Raw genomic sequence first — 20,102 nt, 5'->3', positions numbered from 1 at the left:
GGGAATTCAAATATCTAGCAGTATGCACATGCTCGGACAGATAATCGGCGTAATTTCGTCAAATAATATACATCCTTATAATTTATATTTGTCAGATTTATAAGACGTAAATCAATTGCGTAGAAAAAGTGCACATACAGGATTATTAATAAAAAATGATGTACACACAATAAAAGATATTCACCATAAGAAAAAGTAGCAATTGTAAGAGGCAAATTGCTTATAATTAATAGATATTCTTGAACATAGGATAAGAATTTGTTTGCGTTTTAGGGATGATATTATTGCTAAGAATGGAATCTTCAGAGGAAGGGCTGAGGGGGTGTTGGTACTAGTTGATCCAGCAATACCTATCTTATCCTGGGATACGAAAAGCCTCTTTAAATTTTTAAATCTCTGATATAGTTCAATGGCAGAGCAAAGGGAATATCAAAAAAGGATACGTTCTTATGCAGCAGGGAAGACCGCATGTCCGCCCAGGGCCAATTCTGCTCTGTGAACATCATTTTTATACACTCAACACATGTGGAAAGTATTGTCCTGTTGCAGAAAAAAAGTAATGCAAAATAATTAGGACATGGGGCTAGAGTGGATAAAAAAGAAATAGTTTTATTTACTGATAGCAATGTTGCATTAGAGGTACCCATTACACCGGAACAGGGCACCGTATGGTTAAAACCGAAATCAGATGGCCGAATTATTCGAGCAAGATGTAAAAACGATTGGAAAACGTATTAATAATGCTTTGAAAGAGGAATTGCTGGCTCAGACCGCAACTGTGGCAAATTTTGCGATAGTTCAAAAAGAAGGGGAAAGATCCGTAATGAGGCAGGTTGCTCACTATAATAAGGTAAAAATAAATATACAGTTAAGGCTATTAAGGAAATGCATATAACAAAGAACCTATACATTAAAAAAGTAAAGGCATAGAAAAGGCGAGGAGGTGAACTGAGTGAATAGTCAAGGTGATATTAATAGGAAATCAAATATTATTATCTACACAACAGAAGATGGTTTGGCAAAGATAGATACAACTTTTGATGGAGATACGGTCTGGCTGTCAATTGATCAGATGGCGGAGTTGTTTCAAAGAGATAGAAGCGTAATAGGCAAGCATGTGAGAAATGTTTTTAAAGAAGGAGAATTGTCCAAAGAAGCAGTATGGGCAAAATTTGCCTATACTGCGGCTGACGGAAAAGTTTATGATGTAGATTATTATAATCTTGACGTGATTATTTCGGTCGGTTATCGTGTGAAGTCAAAGCGCGGCACACAATTTAGAATATGGGCAACAGGCATTTTAAAAGAATATATGAGAAAAGGTTTTGCGCTGGACGATGAGCGGCTGAAGAATTTGGGTGGTGGAGGCTACTTTAAAGAATTACTCGAACGTATTAGAGATATACGTGCTTCTGAGAAGGTATTTTACAGGCAAGTCTTAGAAATTTATGCTACAAGTATTGATTATGATCCGAAAGCTGAAATATCCATTCAGTTCTTTAAAAAGGTTCAGAATAAGATTCACTATGCGATTCATGGACAAACTGCAGCAGAAGTTATTTATACCAGAGCGGATGCTGAAAAAGAGTTTATGGGACTTATGACATTTGCAGGAAATCAGCCAACATTAAAGGAGGCTGTCATTGCCAAAAACTATCTGAATGAAAAAGAGCTTCGGGCGATGGGACAACTTGTTTCAGGGTATCTTGATTTTGCGGAACGTCAGGCAGAGCGGGAACAGGTAATGACTATGAGCGATTGGGCAGCGCATTTGGATCGTATACTTACAATGAGTGGCGAACAGTTACTTCAAGGAAACGGAAGTGTTACTCATAAACAAGCAGTTGATAAAGCAACGAGTGAATACAGAAAATATAAAACCAGAACCCTCAGTGATGTGGAGAAGGATTATTTGGATTCGATAAAAATATTGGAACATAAAACGGATAAGAGTTGAAAAGGTGATATTATTCACGAGTTAATAAATAAGACAAGCGAAACTCCGCCAGGGGTGAGCCACGTCTTTTAGACATCATTATTATCCACTCACCATTTAACCACAAAATATAGCGGATTTGGTAAAAACACTGTGTTTTTATAGTTGTTATTTTTAGAGATTATGGTATGCTTAAGATTATGAATTATTAGTAAAAATTATTGGAGTATTAATTACCAATATGATATCCTGACACATAAAAATATTTTTCAGAAGGTGAACTAAGCTGGGCTTCAGTTGTTGCAAATTTTGCAACAACCGGATCCGATGGAATAAGATATCATTTGGATTTTATAATCTTGATAATATCATTTCTGCTGGTTTACAGAATGTTTTGAATTTCCTGTAAATACATATTCGGAGGCAATTCATAGAAATGGAATATTTTGAACCAATTAATGAGACATCTTATTTATCCGTTCCCAATGCACCGGTATACCGTAAAATTATGCGGTGTTTTTACCGTGAATATGAGAAGATGCATTTCCAGATATACAAAGAAGATATTTTCCAGCTGCTTAAACAGGATGAGACGTTTACGGGATATACCATGGAACAGTTGATGACAGATCTGGAAGCTTTAGTCAAGTGGAAAAATCTTACTCCGATCCAGGACCCTGGAAGGGTTTATACCATAGCGGATTACAAGAATAAGCAGTATCGCTATACCATGTCAGAGTATGCGGTTGAGATTGAACGTCTCACTGTGCGTCTTGAAAATCTTTTTTTGGAATCCGGCAATTTATCCACGAATTTTTTTGTTCGGCTGGAAAAAAGCCTGCAAAAGGCAGAAGAAATAAAAGATAGCAGTCTGAAGGAGATTAATGAGTGGTGGGGATTGCTCCAGGAGGATTTTAAAAGGCTTAACCAGAATTATCAGGATTATCTGCGGGATTTCTATTCCGGAAAAACGGAACAGCTCATGAAGTCAGTGGAATTTGTAGTACATAAGGACAAGTTTATTAAGTATTTGAATGAATTTGTGCAGGAATTGCAGCGTCATTCCAAGCGGATCGAGCAAATTTTGTCAGATAATATGCTGGTGATTGAAGAATATATTCTGTCAAAAGTGATACAGAGTGAATTGGATATTCCACATGCGGTTTTGCAGCTTCATGGAAATGCAGAGCCAAGCATACGTGAAAATGTGATGGGGAAATGGAATTCTCTGAAAAACTGGTTTATAGATTCACAGGGAAATGAGTGTGAGTGCAAAAAAGTTTTGAAAATCACGAATGATGTAATAAGAAGTATTATTCAGAATGCAGCGCTGATCGTACAGCTCCAGAATGGCGGAATCAGCAGGAAGGATGATTACCGCAAGTTTTTGGAACTGTTTCTGCAATGTGAGGATTTGGAAGAGGCTCAGAAGCTATCGGCTCATGTTTTTGGAGTACAGAAAATACAGCATTTTAAGACATTGGAACCTCGCGAGGGGGAGGGTATCAATGACAGTATTTATAAGGACGAGCCTGCTGTTTTTTTGCTGAAACCTCATACAAGAGCTTATCGGGAGAAAAAAGACCGGAGAGGATTTACAGATAAGTCTTTGGAGAAATACATGCAGAGGGAGAAGTATCTGCAGAAGATCAAACGGCAGAAAGAGATTGTTATGTATTACATCAAGGATAACAAGATCACATTTTCAGAAATAGAAGAGGTTATTTCGGAGGAGACAAGGATTACATTTTTGCAGTGGATCACGCAGGCCAATATGAATTCCCGGAAAACAGGAAGGACGGAATATGGGCAGGAATATCGTTTGACGCAGACGAAGGGAAAATGTGTGTTAAGGTGCGAGGATGGAGATCTGGTTATGCCCGCGTTTGTATTGGAGTTTATAACATTATGAATGAATTCAGAACACTATTAGAGAATTTCTGGATCTGTAAGGATACAGATAAGGAAACGTATTACAGAGTGAAGAGGGATATTCCGAATTTTCAGCGCTTTATCAGGGAGCAGCTGGGCTGGAAGCTTGTTCATACGGAAAATTTGTTAAAACTAGAGAAAAGACCGGCTCATGCGGAAGCGTTTATGGGAATCGGGGAATTTATGGAGATCAGGGACTACTGTATTTTGTGTGTAGTGCTGATGTATCTGGAGGATAAAGAGGAACAGGAGCAGTTTCTTTTGTCAGAGCTGATTGATTATGTTGAAGCGCAGCTGAAATCTTATGTATCCATAGATTGGACTTCTTTTACACAGAGAAAATCCCTGGTTCGTGTTCTGCAATATATGGAGAAACTACAGATGCTCCTGGTATATGAGGGACGCAGCGAGGCCTTTGGCTCGGAGGCAGGACAGGAAGTTTTGTATGAAAATACCGGATATTCAAAGTATTTTGCAACCAGCTTTCCAACTGGCATCTCTATATTTGAATCCTGGGAGGATTTTGAAAAGACAGATTTTGAAGAATTTCAGGAAAACAGAGGCGCATTGCGCATCAACCGTGTGTATAGGCAGTTGGCGGTGTGTCCGTCTATGTACTGGGAGAACAGTGAGGACGCAGATTCGCTGTATTTAAAAAATCAGCGTCAGTGGGTTGCAAAATATATCAATGATAACATGGGAGGAAATCTGGATCTATACAAAAATATGGCATGTATCTCATTGGACGGGGACGACTGCTATGGTTCTGTTCACCCGAGAGACGCCATGCTTCCGGAGATTGTTCTTCTGGTCTGTGGGAGGATACAAAAAGAGGTTTCAGAGGGGAATTTAGAAAAGCAGGAAAATGAATGTATTTACATGACAAGGAAACGCATTTCAGACGTGATTTTGTCCTGCCGCAGAGAGTGGAGCAGCGGGTGGAGCAAAGAATATCGGGAAATGGATGAGGAGCTGCTTGTGGAGCATGTGTTAAAATATATGAAAACCTGGCTGATGATTCGAAATGACGGAACGCAGATTGCCTTATTTCCGTCTGTGGGAAGGACAGCAGGAGTTTATCCGGAGGATTTTAAGGGAGGTACCGGGGAGTGAAAGACCGCTTTAAAATGAACCGTATAGGGTTCGTGAATTTCTGGTTATATGATGAAGAAGAGTTTGAATTTGTGGATGGAAAGCTTCTCCTGCGTGGGCAAAATGCGTCTGGTAAATCCATTACAACCCAGAGCTTCATTCCCTTTATATTGGACGGTGACCGTACGCCGAGCCGGCTGGATCCCTTTGGGTCCAGCGACAGGAGAATGGAATATTATTTCCTGGGGGAAGAAGGAAAGGATGAATCCACAGGATATTTATTTTTGGAATTCAAAAAAGAGAGGTCGGAAGAATATCGCACCATTGCCATTGGACAGAGGGCAAAAAGAGGAAAACCCATGGACTTTTGGGGTTTTATTATTTTGGACGGGCGAAGGATTGGCTATGATCTGAAGCTGTACAAGGAGATTGGTTCAAGCAAAATCCCTTATGACAGAAGGGAAATGAAAACAGAGCTTGGAGATGACAATTTTTTTACGACGAGCCAGAGTGAATATAAAAAAGCGGTCAATCAGTACATTTTTGGATTCCGGAAAGCGGAGCAGTATGAGCAGTTTATTAAATTGCTTGTGAAGGTCCGCGCTCCCAAACTTTCCAAGGAATTTAAACCCACCAAGGTATATGAGATCTTGAATGATTCTTTGCAGACGCTGACAGATGAAGATCTGCGCGCTATGGTGGATGCTATGGAAAAAATGGATGAGATTCAGGAAAGCCTGGAGATTTTGAAGCGAGCCTTTGATGATGTGAAAATCATACGGAATGAATATACCCGGTATAATCAATATATGCTTGCGAAAAAGGCACAGGCTTATATTGCAATGAAGCAGAAGATAGAGACAGAACAGTGCCAGCTTGACATACAGGAGCAGAAGCGGCAGGAGACAGAGGAGGCCAGAAACAGCAAGAGCCGGCGTCTGGCTGACTTAGAGGAGCAAAAAAAGCTAAAAGGAATTGAGCGGGCTGGACTTCTGGATGCGGATCTGGAGGGAATCGACCGCAAGTTGGAGCAGGCCAGGGGAGAGAAAGAAGAAGCTGCCGGGAAGGTTGCCGATTGGGAGAGTAAGATCCGGGATTATCAGGAAATGATCTGGCGGGGAGAACGCAGAATGAAGGAGATCATGGCCTGCCTGGAACAAATACAGCAGGAGATTGGGGAAGCCAAGTTGGAACTGGGAGAGCAGCAGGAGATTATTCAGTGGGATCAGCACGAGGCGGCTCTTCAGATGATAGACAGAGGCGAACATGAGAAAAGCAGTGAAATTGTAAAAAGCCTTGATTCGCTGAAAAAACTGCTGGCTGAATGTAAAAGGGAAATACGTGAGTATGAGGAGCGATCCAGACAGTATGATGAACTTGCGGCGCAGCTGGAGAAACTTCATACTGAAAAAGCAGAGGCTCAGCAGAACTTTAAGGCTGCACAGGAAGATGTTGTCCGCTGTGTGGATCAGTGGATCACAGATATCTATGCAGCAGAGAAAAAATCTTCTCAGTGGAGTCCTGACAGCGGGATTCTTCCAATACTGGTGGAGAAAATTCGGGAGTATCAGTCTGCAGCAGATGCAGAAACAGTACAGGCGCTTTTGCGCACCGATTATGAGCGCCAGCGCCAGGGACTCATGGATCTAAAAAGCAGTCTGGAATATCAGAAGAAAATCCAGGAGGAAGAACTGGATCAGGAAAAAGAAAAGCTTACATGCCTGCGGAATTCAGGGGAATTGGAGCCGGAGAGGGACGAGAGTATAGAGCGTTCAAGAAAGGCGCTTAAGAGGGCTGGTATCAAAGCAGTACCTTTTTATAAAACTGTGGAATTTTCTAAGAATCTGGATGAGACGTACTGTGCAAGGCTGGAGGCTCAGCTCCAGAAAATGGGAATTTTAGATGCACTTGTAGTATCTGCGGATGATTTTGAGAATATCAGAAAGCGGTGTCCCGGTTTTTTGGATACGGTTTTGTATGTGAAAGGGAATGGAGGTTCCGGCTTTTCCGGGCTGACTGTCAGCGAAGAGCTGGAACCTGCTCTGAAAGAGACCGTTCAGAGGATTCTCAGCAATATTTATGAAGATAAAGAGGATGGACAAGGAATTTACCTTGGGAAAGACGGGACTTTTAAACAGGGGATTCTGGCTGGTAAAGCAGGCAAAACCGGCAGTGCTGAGTTTGTGGGAGTTCTGGCGAGAAAAAGACGGAAGGAACAGAAAATCCGCGAGCTGGAAGGCCGGATTTCTGAAATTACAGAAATAATTGTAAGCTTGGAAAAAGAGATTACAGAGGTGCAGGAGCATTTGGAAAAGCTGCAGGAAGAATATCAGAAGCTCCCTGGCTTTTCAGAGATTAACGCTGCCTTAGACCAGGAAAGGGAATGTGAATACAAGCTGCAAAGGACATGTGAGGAATGTGGGAAGAAAGAGGCGCAGGAGCGGCAGCTGATATTTAAAAAGAACCAGCAATACCAGACAATGCTGCAAAAGTGCAAGCCATTTCCCTATGGCAGAACAGAAGAAGCCTATGAGGAAGCCAATGATGCGCTGGAAGAATATAGCCGCATCTGGCAGGAGATCAGGCAGGCAATGCTGCAGCTTCGGACGGCTCAGGAGAATCTCAGTACAGAGAAGGACAGGAACGTTCAAAGTGAACAGCTGATGGATGATGCTTTTGCAGAGAAACGCAGCTGGAGTGCGAAAGAAAAAGAGAGCGAGATTCAGATTCGGCAGTTTGAGGAGTACCTAAACCGTCCGGAAATTGCAAAAAAGGCTGGCCGCTTAAAGCAGCTGAAGAAAGAGCTGGAAGAAATTGGAACAGAGTGTGATACTTTAAAAGAAGATTTGGTTATTCTGGGGGAAAGGCTACGGGTGATTCTGGAAGATGGGCCAAAACTAAAGGAAAGCCTGCGCCAGAAAATTATAGCAGAAACCTGCCTGAGGAATTATTTTGAAGAGGAGCTTGCGCTAAAACTGGTATTTGACAGAGAAAGCCAGGGAATCTTTGAATGTGCTAAGAGAGCGGTGTCGGTATTGCGGGAAAGCGATAAGAACAGAGAGCCAACGGACCTGCTGCAGGCGCTGCATCAGGTATATCAGCGCCATAACGGAAGTCTGGTCAATTACGGTACATCTTTGGAGGAATGTTTTGACACGCCGGTGGAGGCAGCTCTGGAAACAGAGGCTGCTGGCGCAATACGAAAGCGGGTGCGGGTCGTTTCCTCATGGAATGGGAAAAGGGTATATCTGGAGGAATTTTACGGCATCTTGAAACAGGGCATTGATGAGACGGAGCTGCTGATCCAGAAGAAGGACAGGGAGCTGTTTGAGGATATTTTGTCCCAGACCATCAGCCGGCAGCTTACGGACCGGATTGCAGAAAGCCGGAAATGGGTTTCGGATATGTCGCAGCTCATGCGGGAGATGGATACCTCTATGGGTCTGATCTTTTCACTGGACTGGAAACCCTGTAAAGCAGAGAATGATATGGAGTTAGACACCGCGGAGCTTGAACAGATTCTGCTCAGAGATCATATGCTTCTGACCATAGAGGATATAGAGAAGGTTGCGGCGCATTTTAGAAGCCGAATCCGCATGGAGAAGCTGAAACTGGAAGAAAAAGGCGACATGATCAATTACATGGATCTTGTCAGGGATGCGCTGGATTATCGCAAATGGTTTGAATTTCACATGTATTTCAGGCGTGGAGAAGGAGAGCGGAAGCTGTTGACCAATGCGGCGTTTAACCGTTTCAGCGGTGGAGAAAAGGCTATGGCCATGTATGTTCCTCTTTTTGCAGCAGTCAACGCACAGTATAAAAAAGCGGAGCAGGAAGACCATCCGCGAATCATTGCTTTGGATGAGGCATTTGCAGGAGTGGATGACAAAAATATCAGTAGTATGTTTGAACTTGTGCATAAGCTGGATTTTGATTATATCATGAATTCCCAGGCTTTATGGGGATGTTTTGAGACGGTAAAAGGACTTCGGATTGCAGAACTTTCAAGGCCCCAGGATTCGCAGATTGTTTCAGTGATCCGTTATACATGGAATGGACGTGAGAAGATATTAGATGTGCAATAATAAAGAATGTGCAAATTACTTTAAAAGTCAGCGGGCATATCACAGATGCTTTGAAGAATTTAGAAAAAAATGGAAATCTTACGGAAAAGCTGCGGGAAGAATTACGCTTAAACAGACTTCGGAGGAAGAGCGGCGGGCAGTGGGCGGCATAATCGGCAAAGTATTTTATGAGGAAACAATTCGGTTTTCTTTCTTGGAATTTGAACAGGGACTGCAAAAAACACGTTTCGCGCCGGTGGATATGAAAGCGGTGCTGGAGGAATATTTCGGGGAGCCGCTGATTACCACTCAGGGGCGGCAGAGAGAAGAGCAGGAGAGAAGAAAAAAGTTTCTGGACAGAAGCTGCGGATATTTTGAAGAAAATGCCGGAAGAGAAGCTGCGGCGCTTGCATGGCTGCGGAAAATGATCTCTGAGAAAAAATATGGATATCAGCTGTTGATGAGGGAGTACGCAAAAGATGAGAAGCAGGCGGAACTGCTGGTGCGGAATGTAGGGAACGCAGTGATGAAGCTAAAAGAGCTGACGGATAAGGAAGATGAATATCCGTTAGCCGTGCTGGCTGCTGAGATAACAGATAATCCCCATTACTTTGACCGCAGCACAACAGCCGGATTGCTTTTTGTACATGCAATCTGCTGCTGCGAAAATATGGAATTGCCCGAAGACGCACATCAGTGGCGGAAACTGCTGACGCAGGTTTCGATTGTTCCGGACAATATATCTTCCATGGTTCATGGTTATGGACTCCGGCTGCTTACTAAACAGGGATGGCATGGGGCCTATGATACGTTCTGTGAGCGAAAGGAACCCTATGTTATTACCATGGAGAATATGAAAGGGATTATCGGTGTACAGGCAGTGGGGGAGAAGGCGTATATAGTTGAGAATGAGATGGTCTTCAGCTATTTGATTCATAATTTGAAAAATTCGGACTACACCCTTCTGTGTACTTCCGGTCAGCCCCGTTCTGTGGCACAGGTGCTGATTACCTATATTTTGGCCAGTGGGTCAAAAATCTACTATAATGGAGATATTGATCCGGATGGGCTCTGTATTGCGGATAGACTATGGAAGAAATTCGGGGATCGTATTCATATATGGAGAATGTCGCCGGAGGATTATGATAAAAGCCTCTCAAAAGAAAGAATAGGGGATATTGGAAGAGCAAAGCTCGAAAATATAGGTCATCCTATATTGAAGAAAACGGCAGAGTGCATGAAAGAAAAGCAGCTGGCCGGATATCAGGAAAATATGCTGAAAGAGTTGCTGGAGGATATGCAAAACTGAGGCGGGAATACAGTTAAAAATTAGGTAGGACATCTTAAAATCTTATGGTTCAGCCAAGATTGTATTTCGCTTGGGGGGAATCATAATTATTTCTCAATATATGCGGAAAGTATCATTCTGTTGCAGCAGAAAGGCAATATAAAATAGCTATGACAGGTGGATTACAATGGATAAAATGGAAATTATCTTATTTACAGATGGCCAAATTATTTGAGCGCAATGTAAAAAACAATTGGAAAACATATTAATAACGCTTTGAGAGAGGAATTGCAAGACCAACCTGCAACTGTCACAAATTTTGCGATAGTTCAAAAGGACGGGGAAAGAACCGTAGTGAGACGGGTTGATCACTATAATTTGGATGTTGTAAAAGCGTATAATATAAGTAGAGGAATTTGTCTAAAGGGAATAGCGAGGTGAGAAATTAGATAATCGAAATTATATGGGAAAGAATAAAGATGGAGTAATATTCCCTGTTGCTCCAAATCTTTCCGAGATGAGTGATGCTTATTTGAAATTTATAGAAGAAGTAAAATCGGAAATTCAAAAACAGCGGATTTCTGTTGTATTAAATGCTAATTCCAGTATGACTTGCCTGTACTGGAATATCGGCAGAGGTATTCTAAAAAAGCAGGAGGAAGAAGGCTGGGGCACAAAAATTATTGACCGTATGGCCAAGGATTTAAAGGATGCCTTCCCGGAAATGTCAGGTTTTTCTCCAAGAAACATAAAATATATGAGGAAGTTTGCGGATAGTTGTCCTGACTTTGAAATTGTGCAACGGGTCGTTGCACAAATACCATGGCGAACTAATATTTCTTTAATGGACAAACTGAAAGATGAAGAAAGTCGTATTTGGTATGCTTATAAAGTAATTGAAAATGGCTGGAGTAAAACGATTTTAGACTTGCAAATAGAAAGCAGACTAATGGAGCGTTCTGGTAGGAGTGTTAATAACTTCTCGGAAGCACTTCCGCCAGCGGATTCCGATATGGTTAATCAGGTGTTTAAAGATCCGTATCTGTTTGATTTTCTCGGAACGGATATGCCTCGGCGGGAGATAGAGATTGAACGGCAACTTACTGAACATATTCAGAGCTTTCTGTTGGAACTGGGGCAAGGGTTTGCGTTTGTAGGCCGACAGGTACATTTGGAAGTAGGCGGTGATGATTTTTATCTCGACCTTTTGTTTTACCATCTGAAACTGCGGTGCTTTGTCGTAATTGAGCTAAAAGCCTGTGACTTTGAACCAGGATTTATTAGCCAGCTAAATATGTACCAAAATGTGGTTGATGATATTCTGCGACACCCGGACAATAAGCCAACTATTGGTTTGCTGTTGGTAAAGGGTAAAAACGAAACTGTAGTAGAGTATTCTCTAGCCAAAGAGCTGGAGTAATTGTGCAACGGCTTGTTGCCTAATTCAAGTCCACTTTATGTAGAACAAAGCTGGTAAGAATAAAAGTAGATGCGACATGAAACGGTGCTTTTATTTGTGATGTAAATAAAGTTAGACAAACGAAACTCCGCCAAGGGTGAGCCACGTCTTTTAGACATCATTATTATCCACTCACCACATACAGAATGTTGCGTGAAATTAGAACGGAGAGAAAAATAGAAGAGGATAATTTTATGGAACCATCGAAACGTGATTGGAAACTTTATAGAGAGAAAGTATCTGGTTGGCAGGAACATTATATGGAGCGGCTCATTGAGGATTATGTTGCTTACTTAAACAGTAATGAACCTGCTTCAACAAAGTTTTGGACAATGGAGAAGCGTATGAGACAGGATAAGAAAACACCTGGGGTCTGTATAGAACTTAGTAAAGGAAATATGATATTTGATCTAGTCCGTTTTTTGCAGGATGAAGTAATTGTATTTGATGATTTGGACGAATTTTCAGAGGAACTAAGGGAAAACGTAAAGCTTTTGATGGAAAGATTCGGCTGATTAAAATGTAGAAGGACGGACTACTACGAATGGAGGTGTGAGTACAGATATGTATATATGGAAAAATGTTACCGAATGATTTTCAGAATCAAAAAGACATTATAAGGATTGTTATTTGGAAATAGATGAGGTGTATGATGAACATGTTGTTACTGACCTCCTGATATGACGCTGACCAGATTTGTTCATTTTTCAGCAGGCTGCTCTAACTCATGTCAGTCATTGCGGTGGCTTCTGGGTGGATTTCTCCACCCTTAAAACCATCGTTTTGATAGAGAGTGCTCCTGCATAGGCTTTTCAGTCAAATGGAAGCACGCCCTCGATCTTTGACAACTTCATACTGCTTTGCATGCGGCGATTTGAACCTGCGCAGTTTACTGCTGACGTTATCCATATGCTCCTGAAGATCTTCAAGCTGTCCGCTGATGTCATCCATGGCGATCCTGATATCCCCATGGAGCAGTTCTATGGAATTGAGGGCTACCTCCAGTTCGTCCCGGATGTCCATGTATTCCTCCAGCAGATCCAATACGCCGGACTGGCGCATGCGGTCAGCAAAGGTCTCTGCCGGGCGATGTTTTTTTCTGAACCATCAGGCCTCACCTCCCAGCATCTCATGTTCGAGGACAAACCTTACCTGATGTTCGTCCGTAAGACGCTTTCCCTGCTGGCTGGCGTACATCAGGCAGCCGTCACAGATCCGGTTGATGCGCTTTAGGATCCCCGTGGACTCGCGGAAGCTCTCGTCCATGGCCTTATCGGTAAAGATATCCTGCCTGCCTCCGGCATACGCAAGGTGGGAACGGATATATCTTTCCGTCTGCGCACGGTCAAGATGGGGCAGGATGCAGCTTAAATCAATCCGCTGCCTGACGGCCGCATACCGCTGGAGCCGGAGTTTATCCCACAGCTCCGTCTGCCCGACGAGCGCGAGTGCCATAGGGCTCATAGAATCGAATTTATAATTCAGCAGGAAGCGGAATTCCTCAATGGTCTCTTTTTCCAGAAGGTGTGCTTCATCCAGGATGCAGACGACTTTCCTGCCCTGCACGCCGCGGATGATCTCCACCTCCTTCTGAAGCTGCCTCTTGGCATCGCCGCGGTAGAACTTTGATTCCACGCCCAGCTGGTCGAGCATGCCTTTGCAGAACCATCTTGGGGTCAGTTTGGAGTCCGACAGGTAGAGGAAGATATATTCCTCTTTGGGGAGCGTCTCCACAAAACGGCGCACCAGCGTTGACTTGCCGCACCCGGCATCCGCCGTCACCACGGCGAACAGCTGGCGGTCCGCCGCATAAGACAGGCGCCCAAGGGTGTCCGCCATCGCCGGTGACTCATACAGCATCCCCGACGGGATATCGCGCACGAAAGGGAGACGCTGCAATTCGTAAAAAGCTTTATACATTGCTGCCACCATCCTTCCTGTACTGTCCGAAAGAGATGGCATCTGCCATGTGCTTTTTGGATGCTGCGCTCTTCTTTTTCAGCGCCTCCAGCATACGGGAATTATCCGGCTCCGTTTCCTGCATGGAAATCGGCAGGGGGTCTTTTTTATCACAAAACGGCCTCATTTCGAGCGGCTTTGCGGTAAACGCTTCAATCCGATAAGGGACGGTTTTGTCTCATATTTGCGGCCCTGAAAGCTGATACAGCCGCCCTTGTCAACAAGGCGTTCTTCATGGTGGAGGAACGCTTCCGCCACTACGGATGTATCCAGGAACTTTAAAGGCCGGCAGTCCCGGTTCCACTCCTGGAGAGGGGTGATCCCTTCCGGTGGGACGGGCATGCCAAGGCTCTCATAATACTCCCGGATGCCCTCGTGCGGCTGCTTATGGCAGTATTCCTCCAGGTAGTTTTTCCAGTGGCGGTTAAGCTCTTCCAGTGTTTTGACCTTATGGATCCGGGCCTCCCTGAGAAAAGCATCGGCCACCTGATGGAATTTTTCTATTTTCCCCTTTGATTTTCCGCTGCGGACTTTTGCGTGCCGAACCGTAATCCCAAGTCTGGCAAGGGAGAATTTCAGCTGTTTTGCCACATACTGCGAACCGTTGTCAAAGTATACGGCATCACAAGCCCCGGCCTTCAAGAGGACGTTCCGGAAGGTATCCTCCACGATGCTTTCCTCCTGGTTGTCATAAAACCGGGAATGGACCAGGTATCTGGAGTGGTCATCGATGGCGGAGGACAGATATGTCTGCACCATCGCCCCGTTTTTCCCTATGGGGAGCTTACACCCATACTTGACATCCTGTTGGGCTTGCAGAAACGTTTGGACGAGCTTTCGCGTGCGCTTGCGTATGTCTGCATCTGTCTCGTGCCGAAACCGGCTTTATAAAGGTGACGCTGCAGGGTAGGGCGCTTGAGTACGCCCGGCTCCGCCCAGCCCTCCTGCTCCAGGATGAAGATGAGCTGCTCCACGCTCCGCCTGGGTACTTCCTTCCTCAGTTGGATTGCCTGCTCCACAATCTTCCGGTAATTATCCGGCAGCCTCCCGGAGACAAGCGCCTGAGCCGGCACGACGGGTTTGAGACCCTCGAAGCCTTTTTCTTCATAGGCGGCAAGGTACCGGAAGATGGTACGCTCGGATAAGCCTGACTTTGAGGCTGCTTCTTCCCGCAGCTGGCTGCGTTTGGCGGGATCCAGGCTCTCATCAAGCAGTGGCGCGATCAAGGTGTAGCGTGAGAGCGCCTCGTTATCCCTCCAGTTTAAATCTTTTTTGATTGTCTGCATGGTATGCACCTCCTTTTTGGACAGCATACCGCAGAAAGCGCTGACAGCCAAAACAAAGTGGGTGCATATAAGATGTCCTCGGACGGATACCAGGAAACCGCCTGAGTTATAGACCATGCGCAGGACAGCGGGAAGCCACCTGTCACAGGATTTCCTAATTGTTTCCAAAATGGCCGCGCCGGCCAGTCCGGGATTCCTTAAGAGGCTCATAGCCTGCCGACAGTAACCTTCTGTCCGGGAAAAGTTTGCCATAAGCCAGTGGTGCCGCCGCCGTATGGTTTCATCACAAGGATAATCCTCGTTCATGGTATCCTCCGGCAGCCCTCATTGTCACACCGTCTCCGCTCAATCATCAGCCACACTACCTGTCCGCCATCCAGCTTCATGATTCGCGGTTTCCAGTCACGGTGGCTGACAGGGGACCGGCATATGGGGCATATACAATTTTCGTTACAATGGATAGTAATTACGCCATCCCCCTTGTCAGATTCCGTGTACTCTGATACAATAATCATGGTTTTATCATGAGTCTCAGAGGACACAACTTAGCGGGAGGGTCTTCTGGGACTTTCTCTTTCTGTAGAATGTTCATTGACATTATACAGAGCAAGTCCCTGACATTCAAGCAGAGCAGTATGGATGACAAATCAGCTTAGCAACAACACAGTTTCCTTCTACCAAAGACCTTGAATTTGTTTTTCTCATAAAATCGTATTAATTTTTCTTCTTCGCATTCCAGATAAACAAACTTTCCACCGACTTCGTTTTGGATTAAATATGCTTTTTCGATTGCCATTTGTAATAAATCTGTACCAGATATAAGATAATCATTTCCATTTGCAAAATTTTTTTCCAATTGTCATATTAATGGCGCAGAAACCATGTACTGGTTGGTTTTCTCATTAAAAATTCCATGTTCACGGAGTTTTCGTAAGTAGGTAATAATCAGTATCTGCAAATTTCCATCCACATTTGATAAGATAAGTTCAAATGATGGAGGTGATACCAATAAATACGAATGACAATTCAACCTCAAAGGCTGACCTTTGGGCAGACCGGTTCCATGCTTTTCAGGAAAGCGGTTTATCCCGCAAAGAATGGTGTCAGCAGAATGGAATCCCACAGTCTACACTGGGTTACTGGATCCGAAAGCTCCAGTCAGAAGCCGCTGAGACAGAAAGTGCTTCTGATCCGGTGTTTGCAAAGCTCCCTTCGGAACATGAACTCCATTTCAGTACAGCAGGTACAGGAAAACCTCCTGTGATGCTCTGTCTCCCGGAAAATATCCGGATTGAAGTTGCTGCGGACTGTCCAGCCAGACTGTTGACTGCCCTGCTTCAGGCCTTAAAGAACTATGCTTGATTTTTCCGGAAGTACTACGGTCTATCTGGCATGTGGCTACACGGACCTCCGGAAGAGCTACACTGGTTTAGCGGCCATCATCAAACTGAAATTCCATCTCGATCCGTACTCCCGCTGTATGTTCGCGTTCTGCAATCGCAGGCGCACATTGATCAAGATCCTTCAGTGGGACGGGTCAGGGTTTTGGATCCTGATGAAACGGCTGGACCGCGATTCCTTCCATTGGCCTGACACACCGGATGAACTGCAGAAGGTTACGCTGAAAGAACTCCTTTGGCCGTGCGATGGTTTATCCCTGAACCCCAGCGGCGCATTTGAAGAACGTCACCCGAAGATCGTCATATGAGCCCGGATCCTGTCAATTCGCAAAAAGCCGAAAATCACTTTGTTTTGGGCGGATTTTCCTCCGTCCCGGAATGCAGTTTCCTATAGGAACGGAATGCTTTTTCTGGTATACTTTCTGGTAGAGATTTCAGAAAGTTGAGGCTGTGTTATGGATCCGCTTTTTACAGAGGAACAACTGAACAAGATGAGCAGGGAGGATATCATCTCCCTGATGAAAACCATGCGGGAGCATTATCAGAAACAGGAAACAAAGATCCAGATCCTCGAAGAAAAAACAAAGGAACTGGAATTCCTGAACGCGATGCTTTCTGACCGTCTGACTCTTGCGCAGCGGAAACAGTTTGGCCCATCCAGCGAAAAATATGCGGATGGCTATACGCAGCTGAACCTTTTTAACGAGGCAGAGCAGGAAGCAGAGCCTGATGCGCCGGAGCCGGAAATGGAGGAGATCCATCCGTCTTCCTATAAAAGAAAGAAACGTTCCGGCAAAAAGGAGGAAGATCTTTCCGCCTTTGAGACAACGGAAGTAATTGAGTATAAGCTGACCGGCGCGGACCGAAACTGTCCGGACTGCAATACCAAATATAAAGTCGTGACAAAAGAGACGGTGAAGCGCCTGAAGTTTGTCCCTGCACGGTTTGAAGTGGCGGAGGAGGTCACCTATGTTTACAGCTGCCCAAAATGCGGGGCGATGAAACGTCCGGAAAAGGCGCCTTCCCTTCTCAAAGGCAGTGTGGCAACACCATCCCTGGCGGCAGGCATCATGAACGCAAAGTATGTGGGCGGCATGCCCCTTGCGCGTCAGGAACGGGAATTCGCCCGTTACGACCTGAACCTTTCCACAAAGACCATGGCGAATTGGATCATCCAGTGTGCGGACCGGTATCTGCAGCCGCTTTATGAACTGATGAAGGAAGAATTCCTCCGGAGCCGGTACGCTCATGGGGATGAAACCCGTGTACAGGTAATCGATGAGCCGGAACAGAAAGGTTCCACCCAGAACTGGATGTGGGTCTATCTCACTGATGAATACAGCGGCGCACCCCGGATGGTCCTCTTCCAATACGAAAGAACCCGGGCGGGATATCATCCGGTGGAATTCCTTGGGGATCAGTACCAGGGATATTTCACCTGCGATGGATACCAGGCATATCACAGCCTTCCGGAAAGGATCACCGTGACAGGATGCATGGCCCATGCGAGGCGCAGATTTGATGAATCCCTGACCGTTTTGAAAAAGGACTTTACCAAAGAGCAGCTGAAGGAAACAACCGCATATCAGGCAATGGAACGGATCGGGATGTTCTATAAGATCGAGGAGATGATCCGTGACAAGTCACCGGAAGAAAGGTATGAAGAGCGTCAAAAGCAGGCAAAGCCGCTTTTAGAGGCTTTCTTCGAGTGGCTTCATACCCTGGAGGATGCTGTGGACAGATCTTCTAAGATCGGAGAGGCGGTCCTGTATACGCTGAACCAGGAAACCTATCTGAAAAGGTATCTGGAAGATGGCCATCTGAGTATTGACAATCTAGCTGCAGAGCGGGCACTGAAAAATTTTGCCATAGGGAGACGCAACTGGCTGTTTGCCAAAAGCATCCGCGGGGCACAGGCCAGTGCGACTGTGTACAGCATCACAGAAACTGCGCTTCTGAATGGACTGAAGCCATACAACTATCTCACATATGTGATGGAAAAGATGAAAGAACTCGGTGCGTTTCCGGCAAAGGAAGAAATGCTGGAGCTTCTCCCATGGTCCTCCAATCTGCCTGATGATTGCCGCAGCAAACTTAAAAAGTAAAAAACAGATCCTCCCCCGGTAAGTGCTGGGGGATTTCTTATTTTGTCAAGATACGGATTATTACTTACTTACTGATATACAAATATGTGAATAACTTTAAAAAATTATAGATTTTACGATGTAGCAAGATAAGAGGAAGACTCTAAAATTAGGACGAAGGAAATATTGTCCCCATTTGACTATTGAATCTGAAAAATGCGGGGAGGGGCTTAAAAAAGTTATGAATTCCTCCAGAAAAACAACAGAATATAAGAAAAACAGTTATCTTGGGAATCGTTGGATAAACTTTTTCACAGCCCCTTTACGAAAAGATTTATAAGCGATAAAATTTTCGATACTGATTAGGAGTCATGGAATATTCTCTTTTAAAAAGTTTAATAAAATAATTTGCGTCAGGGATGCCGACCATAGTACTTATATTTTGAACGCTTAAATCTGTATTCGACAAAAGGTGGGAGGCTTGTGTTAGTCGTACATTTTGAATATAATTGCCTGGAGTTCTTCCTGTCTCTGTCTGAAAGACAGAGATAAGACGGTTGATATTGACGTTAAGCTCATCTGCTAATTGTCTCACGGTTAAATTTTGTGAATAGTGATGTTCAATATAATGCATTGCATTTGATACAAGGTTACTGTATTGATGGTTTTTGTGGGAAAGGATTTCCTGGCAGAAAGCATTGACCATTTTTTCCTTTTCTCTAAAAATTTCCTCAACAGATTTGGCGTTTTGGGTCGTAATTGTATTTTGAGTGGAAACTAAATCTATGACGGCGGCGGGGAGCCCGGCACGCATTGCCGAGATTCTCACCATTGTACGTACAATAGCAGCCCCAATCCGTTCGCTTTCTAAAGTAGTTCCAAGCTCTTTTAAAAAGGCCACATCCCTCTGCATGTTTCTTAAATTCAAAATTGCGGCGTGGAAATTTCCGTTTTCAACATCTCTCATAAAACGTTGCTCTAGTTGGTAACGTTCTTGAATTAATTCCGAGTAATTTTTCCGAAAAGAAAGGTCGGATTCCTGTTTCTCCGGTAAATTTGGTTTATTTGATAAATTGATATATTCCATCTCCCGATCTTTGGAGGATGGCTGCAGGGTATGAAGAAGAGAGCGAATGATATGTATCGCATTTTCTTCGCTGATAACAGGAAACTGGCTTCGGTACGATAACAGATCATTAGAAGAACATGGGGAAAGCTGATGATGACTAATATATTTCATACAGTCCTGTTTCGTCATGATTAGTGGACAGAAAGGACCTGCAACAACAGGAGCTTCATCTATAAGAAACAAGATAAAATGGATATCAAACTGGTCGATAATATAGTATAGTTTATCGGCAGCTAATGTCAGGCAAAGCCGCTTTAAGGTAGCAGGATTCAAGAAACTCTGTAAGGTATGAAGCATATAGGTTTCACTGAAAGACTGTATAACTTCGTCAGTATCCAGGTACTGAACTGACAGGTAGCAAATATCATGGATTAATTGTTGGGCGATTTGAAAGGACTGGGATATCATAAAATTCTCCTTTTTGTGATAAAGTACTATTTTACATGATTTTATTCTATCATGCAACAGAAAAA

18 protein-coding genes are annotated in these 20,102 nt (G+C 44.1%); 11 read left to right on the top strand and 7 right to left on the bottom strand.

The window, feature by feature from the left end; genetic code table 11:
* Positions 1 to 688: 688 nt before the first annotated feature.
* From LA360_RS16500 to LA360_RS16465, 8 genes are all read left to right on the top strand, one after another.
* The gene (locus LA360_RS16500) at positions 689 to 895 is read left to right on the top strand and encodes a virulence RhuM family protein (RefSeq protein WP_070104039.1); all 207 of its coding nucleotides are present in this window, start codon (positions 689 to 691) and stop codon (positions 893 to 895) included.
* A gap of 57 nt (positions 896 to 952) precedes the next feature.
* A complete protein-coding gene (locus LA360_RS16495; protein ID WP_022200837.1) occupies positions 953 to 1,957 on the top strand; it encodes a virulence RhuM family protein in 1,005 nt (334 codons plus the stop codon).
* A 415-nt stretch (positions 1,958 to 2,372) separates the two neighbouring features.
* Positions 2,373 to 3,848: a TIGR02677 family protein gene (locus LA360_RS16490; RefSeq protein ID WP_022201503.1), complete on the top strand. Its 1,476-nt coding sequence runs from the start codon at positions 2,373 to 2,375 to the stop codon at positions 3,846 to 3,848.
* Positions 3,845 to 4,981 carry a TIGR02678 family protein gene (locus tag LA360_RS16485; protein WP_057573076.1) on the top strand — a complete coding sequence of 379 codons (1,137 nt, stop codon included), beginning with the start codon at positions 3,845 to 3,847 and terminating at the stop codon, positions 4,979 to 4,981. Before LA360_RS16490 ends, LA360_RS16485 begins: the two co-directional genes overlap by 4 nt.
* Positions 4,978 to 9,045 carry a TIGR02680 family protein gene (locus LA360_RS16480; RefSeq protein ID WP_112481880.1) on the top strand — a complete coding sequence of 1,356 codons (4,068 nt, stop codon included), beginning with the start codon at positions 4,978 to 4,980 and terminating at the stop codon, positions 9,043 to 9,045. The genes LA360_RS16485 and LA360_RS16480 overlap by 4 nt, the downstream gene beginning before the upstream one ends.
* The gene (locus LA360_RS16475; RefSeq protein WP_022201342.1) at positions 9,035 to 10,333 is read left to right on the top strand and encodes a TIGR02679 domain-containing protein; all 1,299 of its coding nucleotides are present in this window, start codon (positions 9,035 to 9,037) and stop codon (positions 10,331 to 10,333) included. Before LA360_RS16480 ends, LA360_RS16475 begins: the two co-directional genes overlap by 11 nt.
* A 442-nt stretch (positions 10,334 to 10,775) precedes the next feature.
* The gene (locus tag LA360_RS16470; RefSeq protein ID WP_022201343.1) at positions 10,776 to 11,732 is read left to right on the top strand and encodes a PDDEXK nuclease domain-containing protein; all 957 of its coding nucleotides are present in this window, start codon (positions 10,776 to 10,778) and stop codon (positions 11,730 to 11,732) included.
* 233 nt (positions 11,733 to 11,965) lie between these two features.
* Positions 11,966 to 12,286, top strand: a complete 321-nt coding sequence (locus LA360_RS16465; protein WP_225537583.1) for a hypothetical protein — start codon at positions 11,966 to 11,968, stop codon at positions 12,284 to 12,286.
* A gap of 301 nt (positions 12,287 to 12,587) precedes the next feature.
* Here LA360_RS16465 and LA360_RS16460 read toward each other — a convergent pair whose 3' ends face one another.
* From LA360_RS16460 to LA360_RS16435, 6 genes are read right to left on the bottom strand one after another with little or no spacing between them, the layout of a single operon-like run.
* The gene (locus LA360_RS16460; RefSeq protein ID WP_089776393.1) at positions 12,588 to 12,833 is read right to left on the bottom strand and encodes a hypothetical protein; all 246 of its coding nucleotides are present in this window, start codon (positions 12,831 to 12,833) and stop codon (positions 12,588 to 12,590) included.
* Between the two features lie 45 nt (positions 12,834 to 12,878).
* Positions 12,879 to 13,691 carry an ExeA family protein gene (locus LA360_RS16455; protein WP_112481890.1) on the bottom strand — a complete coding sequence of 271 codons (813 nt, stop codon included), beginning with the start codon at positions 13,689 to 13,691 and terminating at the stop codon, positions 12,879 to 12,881.
* Positions 13,684 to 13,857 carry a hypothetical protein gene (locus tag LA360_RS16450; protein WP_170321110.1) on the bottom strand — a complete coding sequence of 58 codons (174 nt, stop codon included), beginning with the start codon at positions 13,855 to 13,857 and terminating at the stop codon, positions 13,684 to 13,686. The genes LA360_RS16455 and LA360_RS16450 overlap by 8 nt, the downstream gene beginning before the upstream one ends.
* Complete coding sequence (locus LA360_RS16445) at positions 13,854 to 14,489, bottom strand: DDE-type integrase/transposase/recombinase (protein ID WP_242997662.1); 636 nt, start codon at positions 14,487 to 14,489, stop codon at positions 13,854 to 13,856. Before LA360_RS16445 ends, LA360_RS16450 begins: the two co-directional genes overlap by 4 nt.
* Before the next feature lie 14 nt (positions 14,490 to 14,503).
* A complete protein-coding gene (locus LA360_RS16440) occupies positions 14,504 to 15,322 on the bottom strand; it encodes a hypothetical protein (RefSeq protein WP_225537582.1) in 819 nt (272 codons plus the stop codon).
* The gene (locus LA360_RS16435; RefSeq protein WP_139017793.1) at positions 15,319 to 15,531 is read right to left on the bottom strand and encodes a DUF6431 domain-containing protein; all 213 of its coding nucleotides are present in this window, start codon (positions 15,529 to 15,531) and stop codon (positions 15,319 to 15,321) included. The genes LA360_RS16440 and LA360_RS16435 overlap by 4 nt, the downstream gene beginning before the upstream one ends.
* Positions 15,532 to 16,006: 475 nt before the next feature.
* On the opposite strand from LA360_RS16435, the gene tnpA reads away from it, so the two are divergent.
* The 3 genes from tnpA to tnpC all read left to right on the top strand — a co-directional run bounded on the left by tnpA (position 16,007) and on the right by tnpC (position 18,521).
* On the top strand, positions 16,007 to 16,378 hold the full coding sequence (tnpA, locus tag LA360_RS16430; RefSeq protein WP_112481882.1) for an IS66 family insertion sequence element accessory protein TnpA: 372 nt from the start codon (positions 16,007 to 16,009) through the stop codon (positions 16,376 to 16,378).
* Positions 16,371 to 16,724, top strand: coding sequence for an IS66 family insertion sequence element accessory protein TnpB (gene tnpB / locus LA360_RS16425; RefSeq protein WP_112481884.1), 354 nt, complete (start codon positions 16,371 to 16,373; stop codon positions 16,722 to 16,724). Before tnpA ends, tnpB begins: the two co-directional genes overlap by 8 nt.
* 147 nt (positions 16,725 to 16,871) lie before the next feature.
* Positions 16,872 to 18,521, top strand: a complete 1,650-nt coding sequence (gene tnpC / locus LA360_RS16420) for an IS66 family transposase (protein WP_112481885.1) — start codon at positions 16,872 to 16,874, stop codon at positions 18,519 to 18,521.
* Between the two features lie 313 nt (positions 18,522 to 18,834).
* Here tnpC and LA360_RS16415 read toward each other — a convergent pair whose 3' ends face one another.
* Positions 18,835 to 20,037 (bottom strand): AraC family transcriptional regulator, encoded by a 1,203-nt coding sequence (locus LA360_RS16415; protein ID WP_057573111.1) that lies wholly within the window; start codon positions 20,035 to 20,037, stop codon positions 18,835 to 18,837.
* Positions 20,038 to 20,102 lie beyond the last annotated feature (65 nt).

Origin of the sequence: Enterocloster clostridioformis, from assembly GCF_020297485.1 — a bacterium.
GTDB classification, from domain to species: Bacteria; Bacillota; Clostridia; order Lachnospirales; family Lachnospiraceae; genus Enterocloster; species Enterocloster clostridioformis.
Note: the sequence above shows the minus strand (reverse complement) of the source record. Positions and strands in the feature narration are given on the sequence as shown.

Excerpts from the sequence above, each read along its gene's own strand:
- LA360_RS16500 (WP_070104039.1), top strand. The coding sequence starts at position 689 with ATGGCCGAATTATTCGAGCAAGATGTAAAAACGATTGGAAAACGTATT.
- LA360_RS16490 (WP_022201503.1), top strand. The coding sequence starts at position 2,373 with ATGGAATATTTTGAACCAATTAATGAGACATCTTATTTATCCGTTCCC.
- LA360_RS16485 (WP_057573076.1), top strand. The coding sequence starts at position 3,845 with ATGAATGAATTCAGAACACTATTAGAGAATTTCTGGATCTGTAAGGAT.
- LA360_RS16475 (WP_022201342.1), top strand. The coding sequence starts at position 9,035 with ATGTGCAATAATAAAGAATGTGCAAATTACTTTAAAAGTCAGCGGGCA.
- LA360_RS16470 (WP_022201343.1), top strand. The coding sequence starts at position 10,776 with ATGGGAAAGAATAAAGATGGAGTAATATTCCCTGTTGCTCCAAATCTT.
- LA360_RS16465 (WP_225537583.1), top strand. The coding sequence starts at position 11,966 with ATGGAACCATCGAAACGTGATTGGAAACTTTATAGAGAGAAAGTATCT.
- LA360_RS16460 (WP_089776393.1), bottom strand. The coding sequence starts at position 12,833 with ATGCGCCAGTCCGGCGTATTGGATCTGCTGGAGGAATACATGGACATC.
- LA360_RS16455 (WP_112481890.1), bottom strand. The coding sequence starts at position 13,691 with ATGTATAAAGCTTTTTACGAATTGCAGCGTCTCCCTTTCGTGCGCGAT.
- LA360_RS16450 (WP_170321110.1), bottom strand. The coding sequence starts at position 13,857 with ATGAGGCCGTTTTGTGATAAAAAAGACCCCCTGCCGATTTCCATGCAG.
- LA360_RS16445 (WP_242997662.1), bottom strand. The coding sequence starts at position 14,489 with ATGGTGCAGACATATCTGTCCTCCGCCATCGATGACCACTCCAGATAC.
- LA360_RS16440 (WP_225537582.1), bottom strand. The coding sequence starts at position 15,322 with ATGAACGAGGATTATCCTTGTGATGAAACCATACGGCGGCGGCACCAC.
- LA360_RS16435 (WP_139017793.1), bottom strand. The coding sequence starts at position 15,531 with ATGATTATTGTATCAGAGTACACGGAATCTGACAAGGGGGATGGCGTA.
- tnpA (WP_112481882.1), top strand. The coding sequence starts at position 16,007 with ATGATGGAGGTGATACCAATAAATACGAATGACAATTCAACCTCAAAG.
- tnpB (WP_112481884.1), top strand. The coding sequence starts at position 16,371 with ATGCTTGATTTTTCCGGAAGTACTACGGTCTATCTGGCATGTGGCTAC.
- tnpC (WP_112481885.1), top strand. The coding sequence starts at position 16,872 with ATGGATCCGCTTTTTACAGAGGAACAACTGAACAAGATGAGCAGGGAG.
- LA360_RS16415 (WP_057573111.1), bottom strand. The coding sequence starts at position 20,037 with ATGATATCCCAGTCCTTTCAAATCGCCCAACAATTAATCCATGATATT.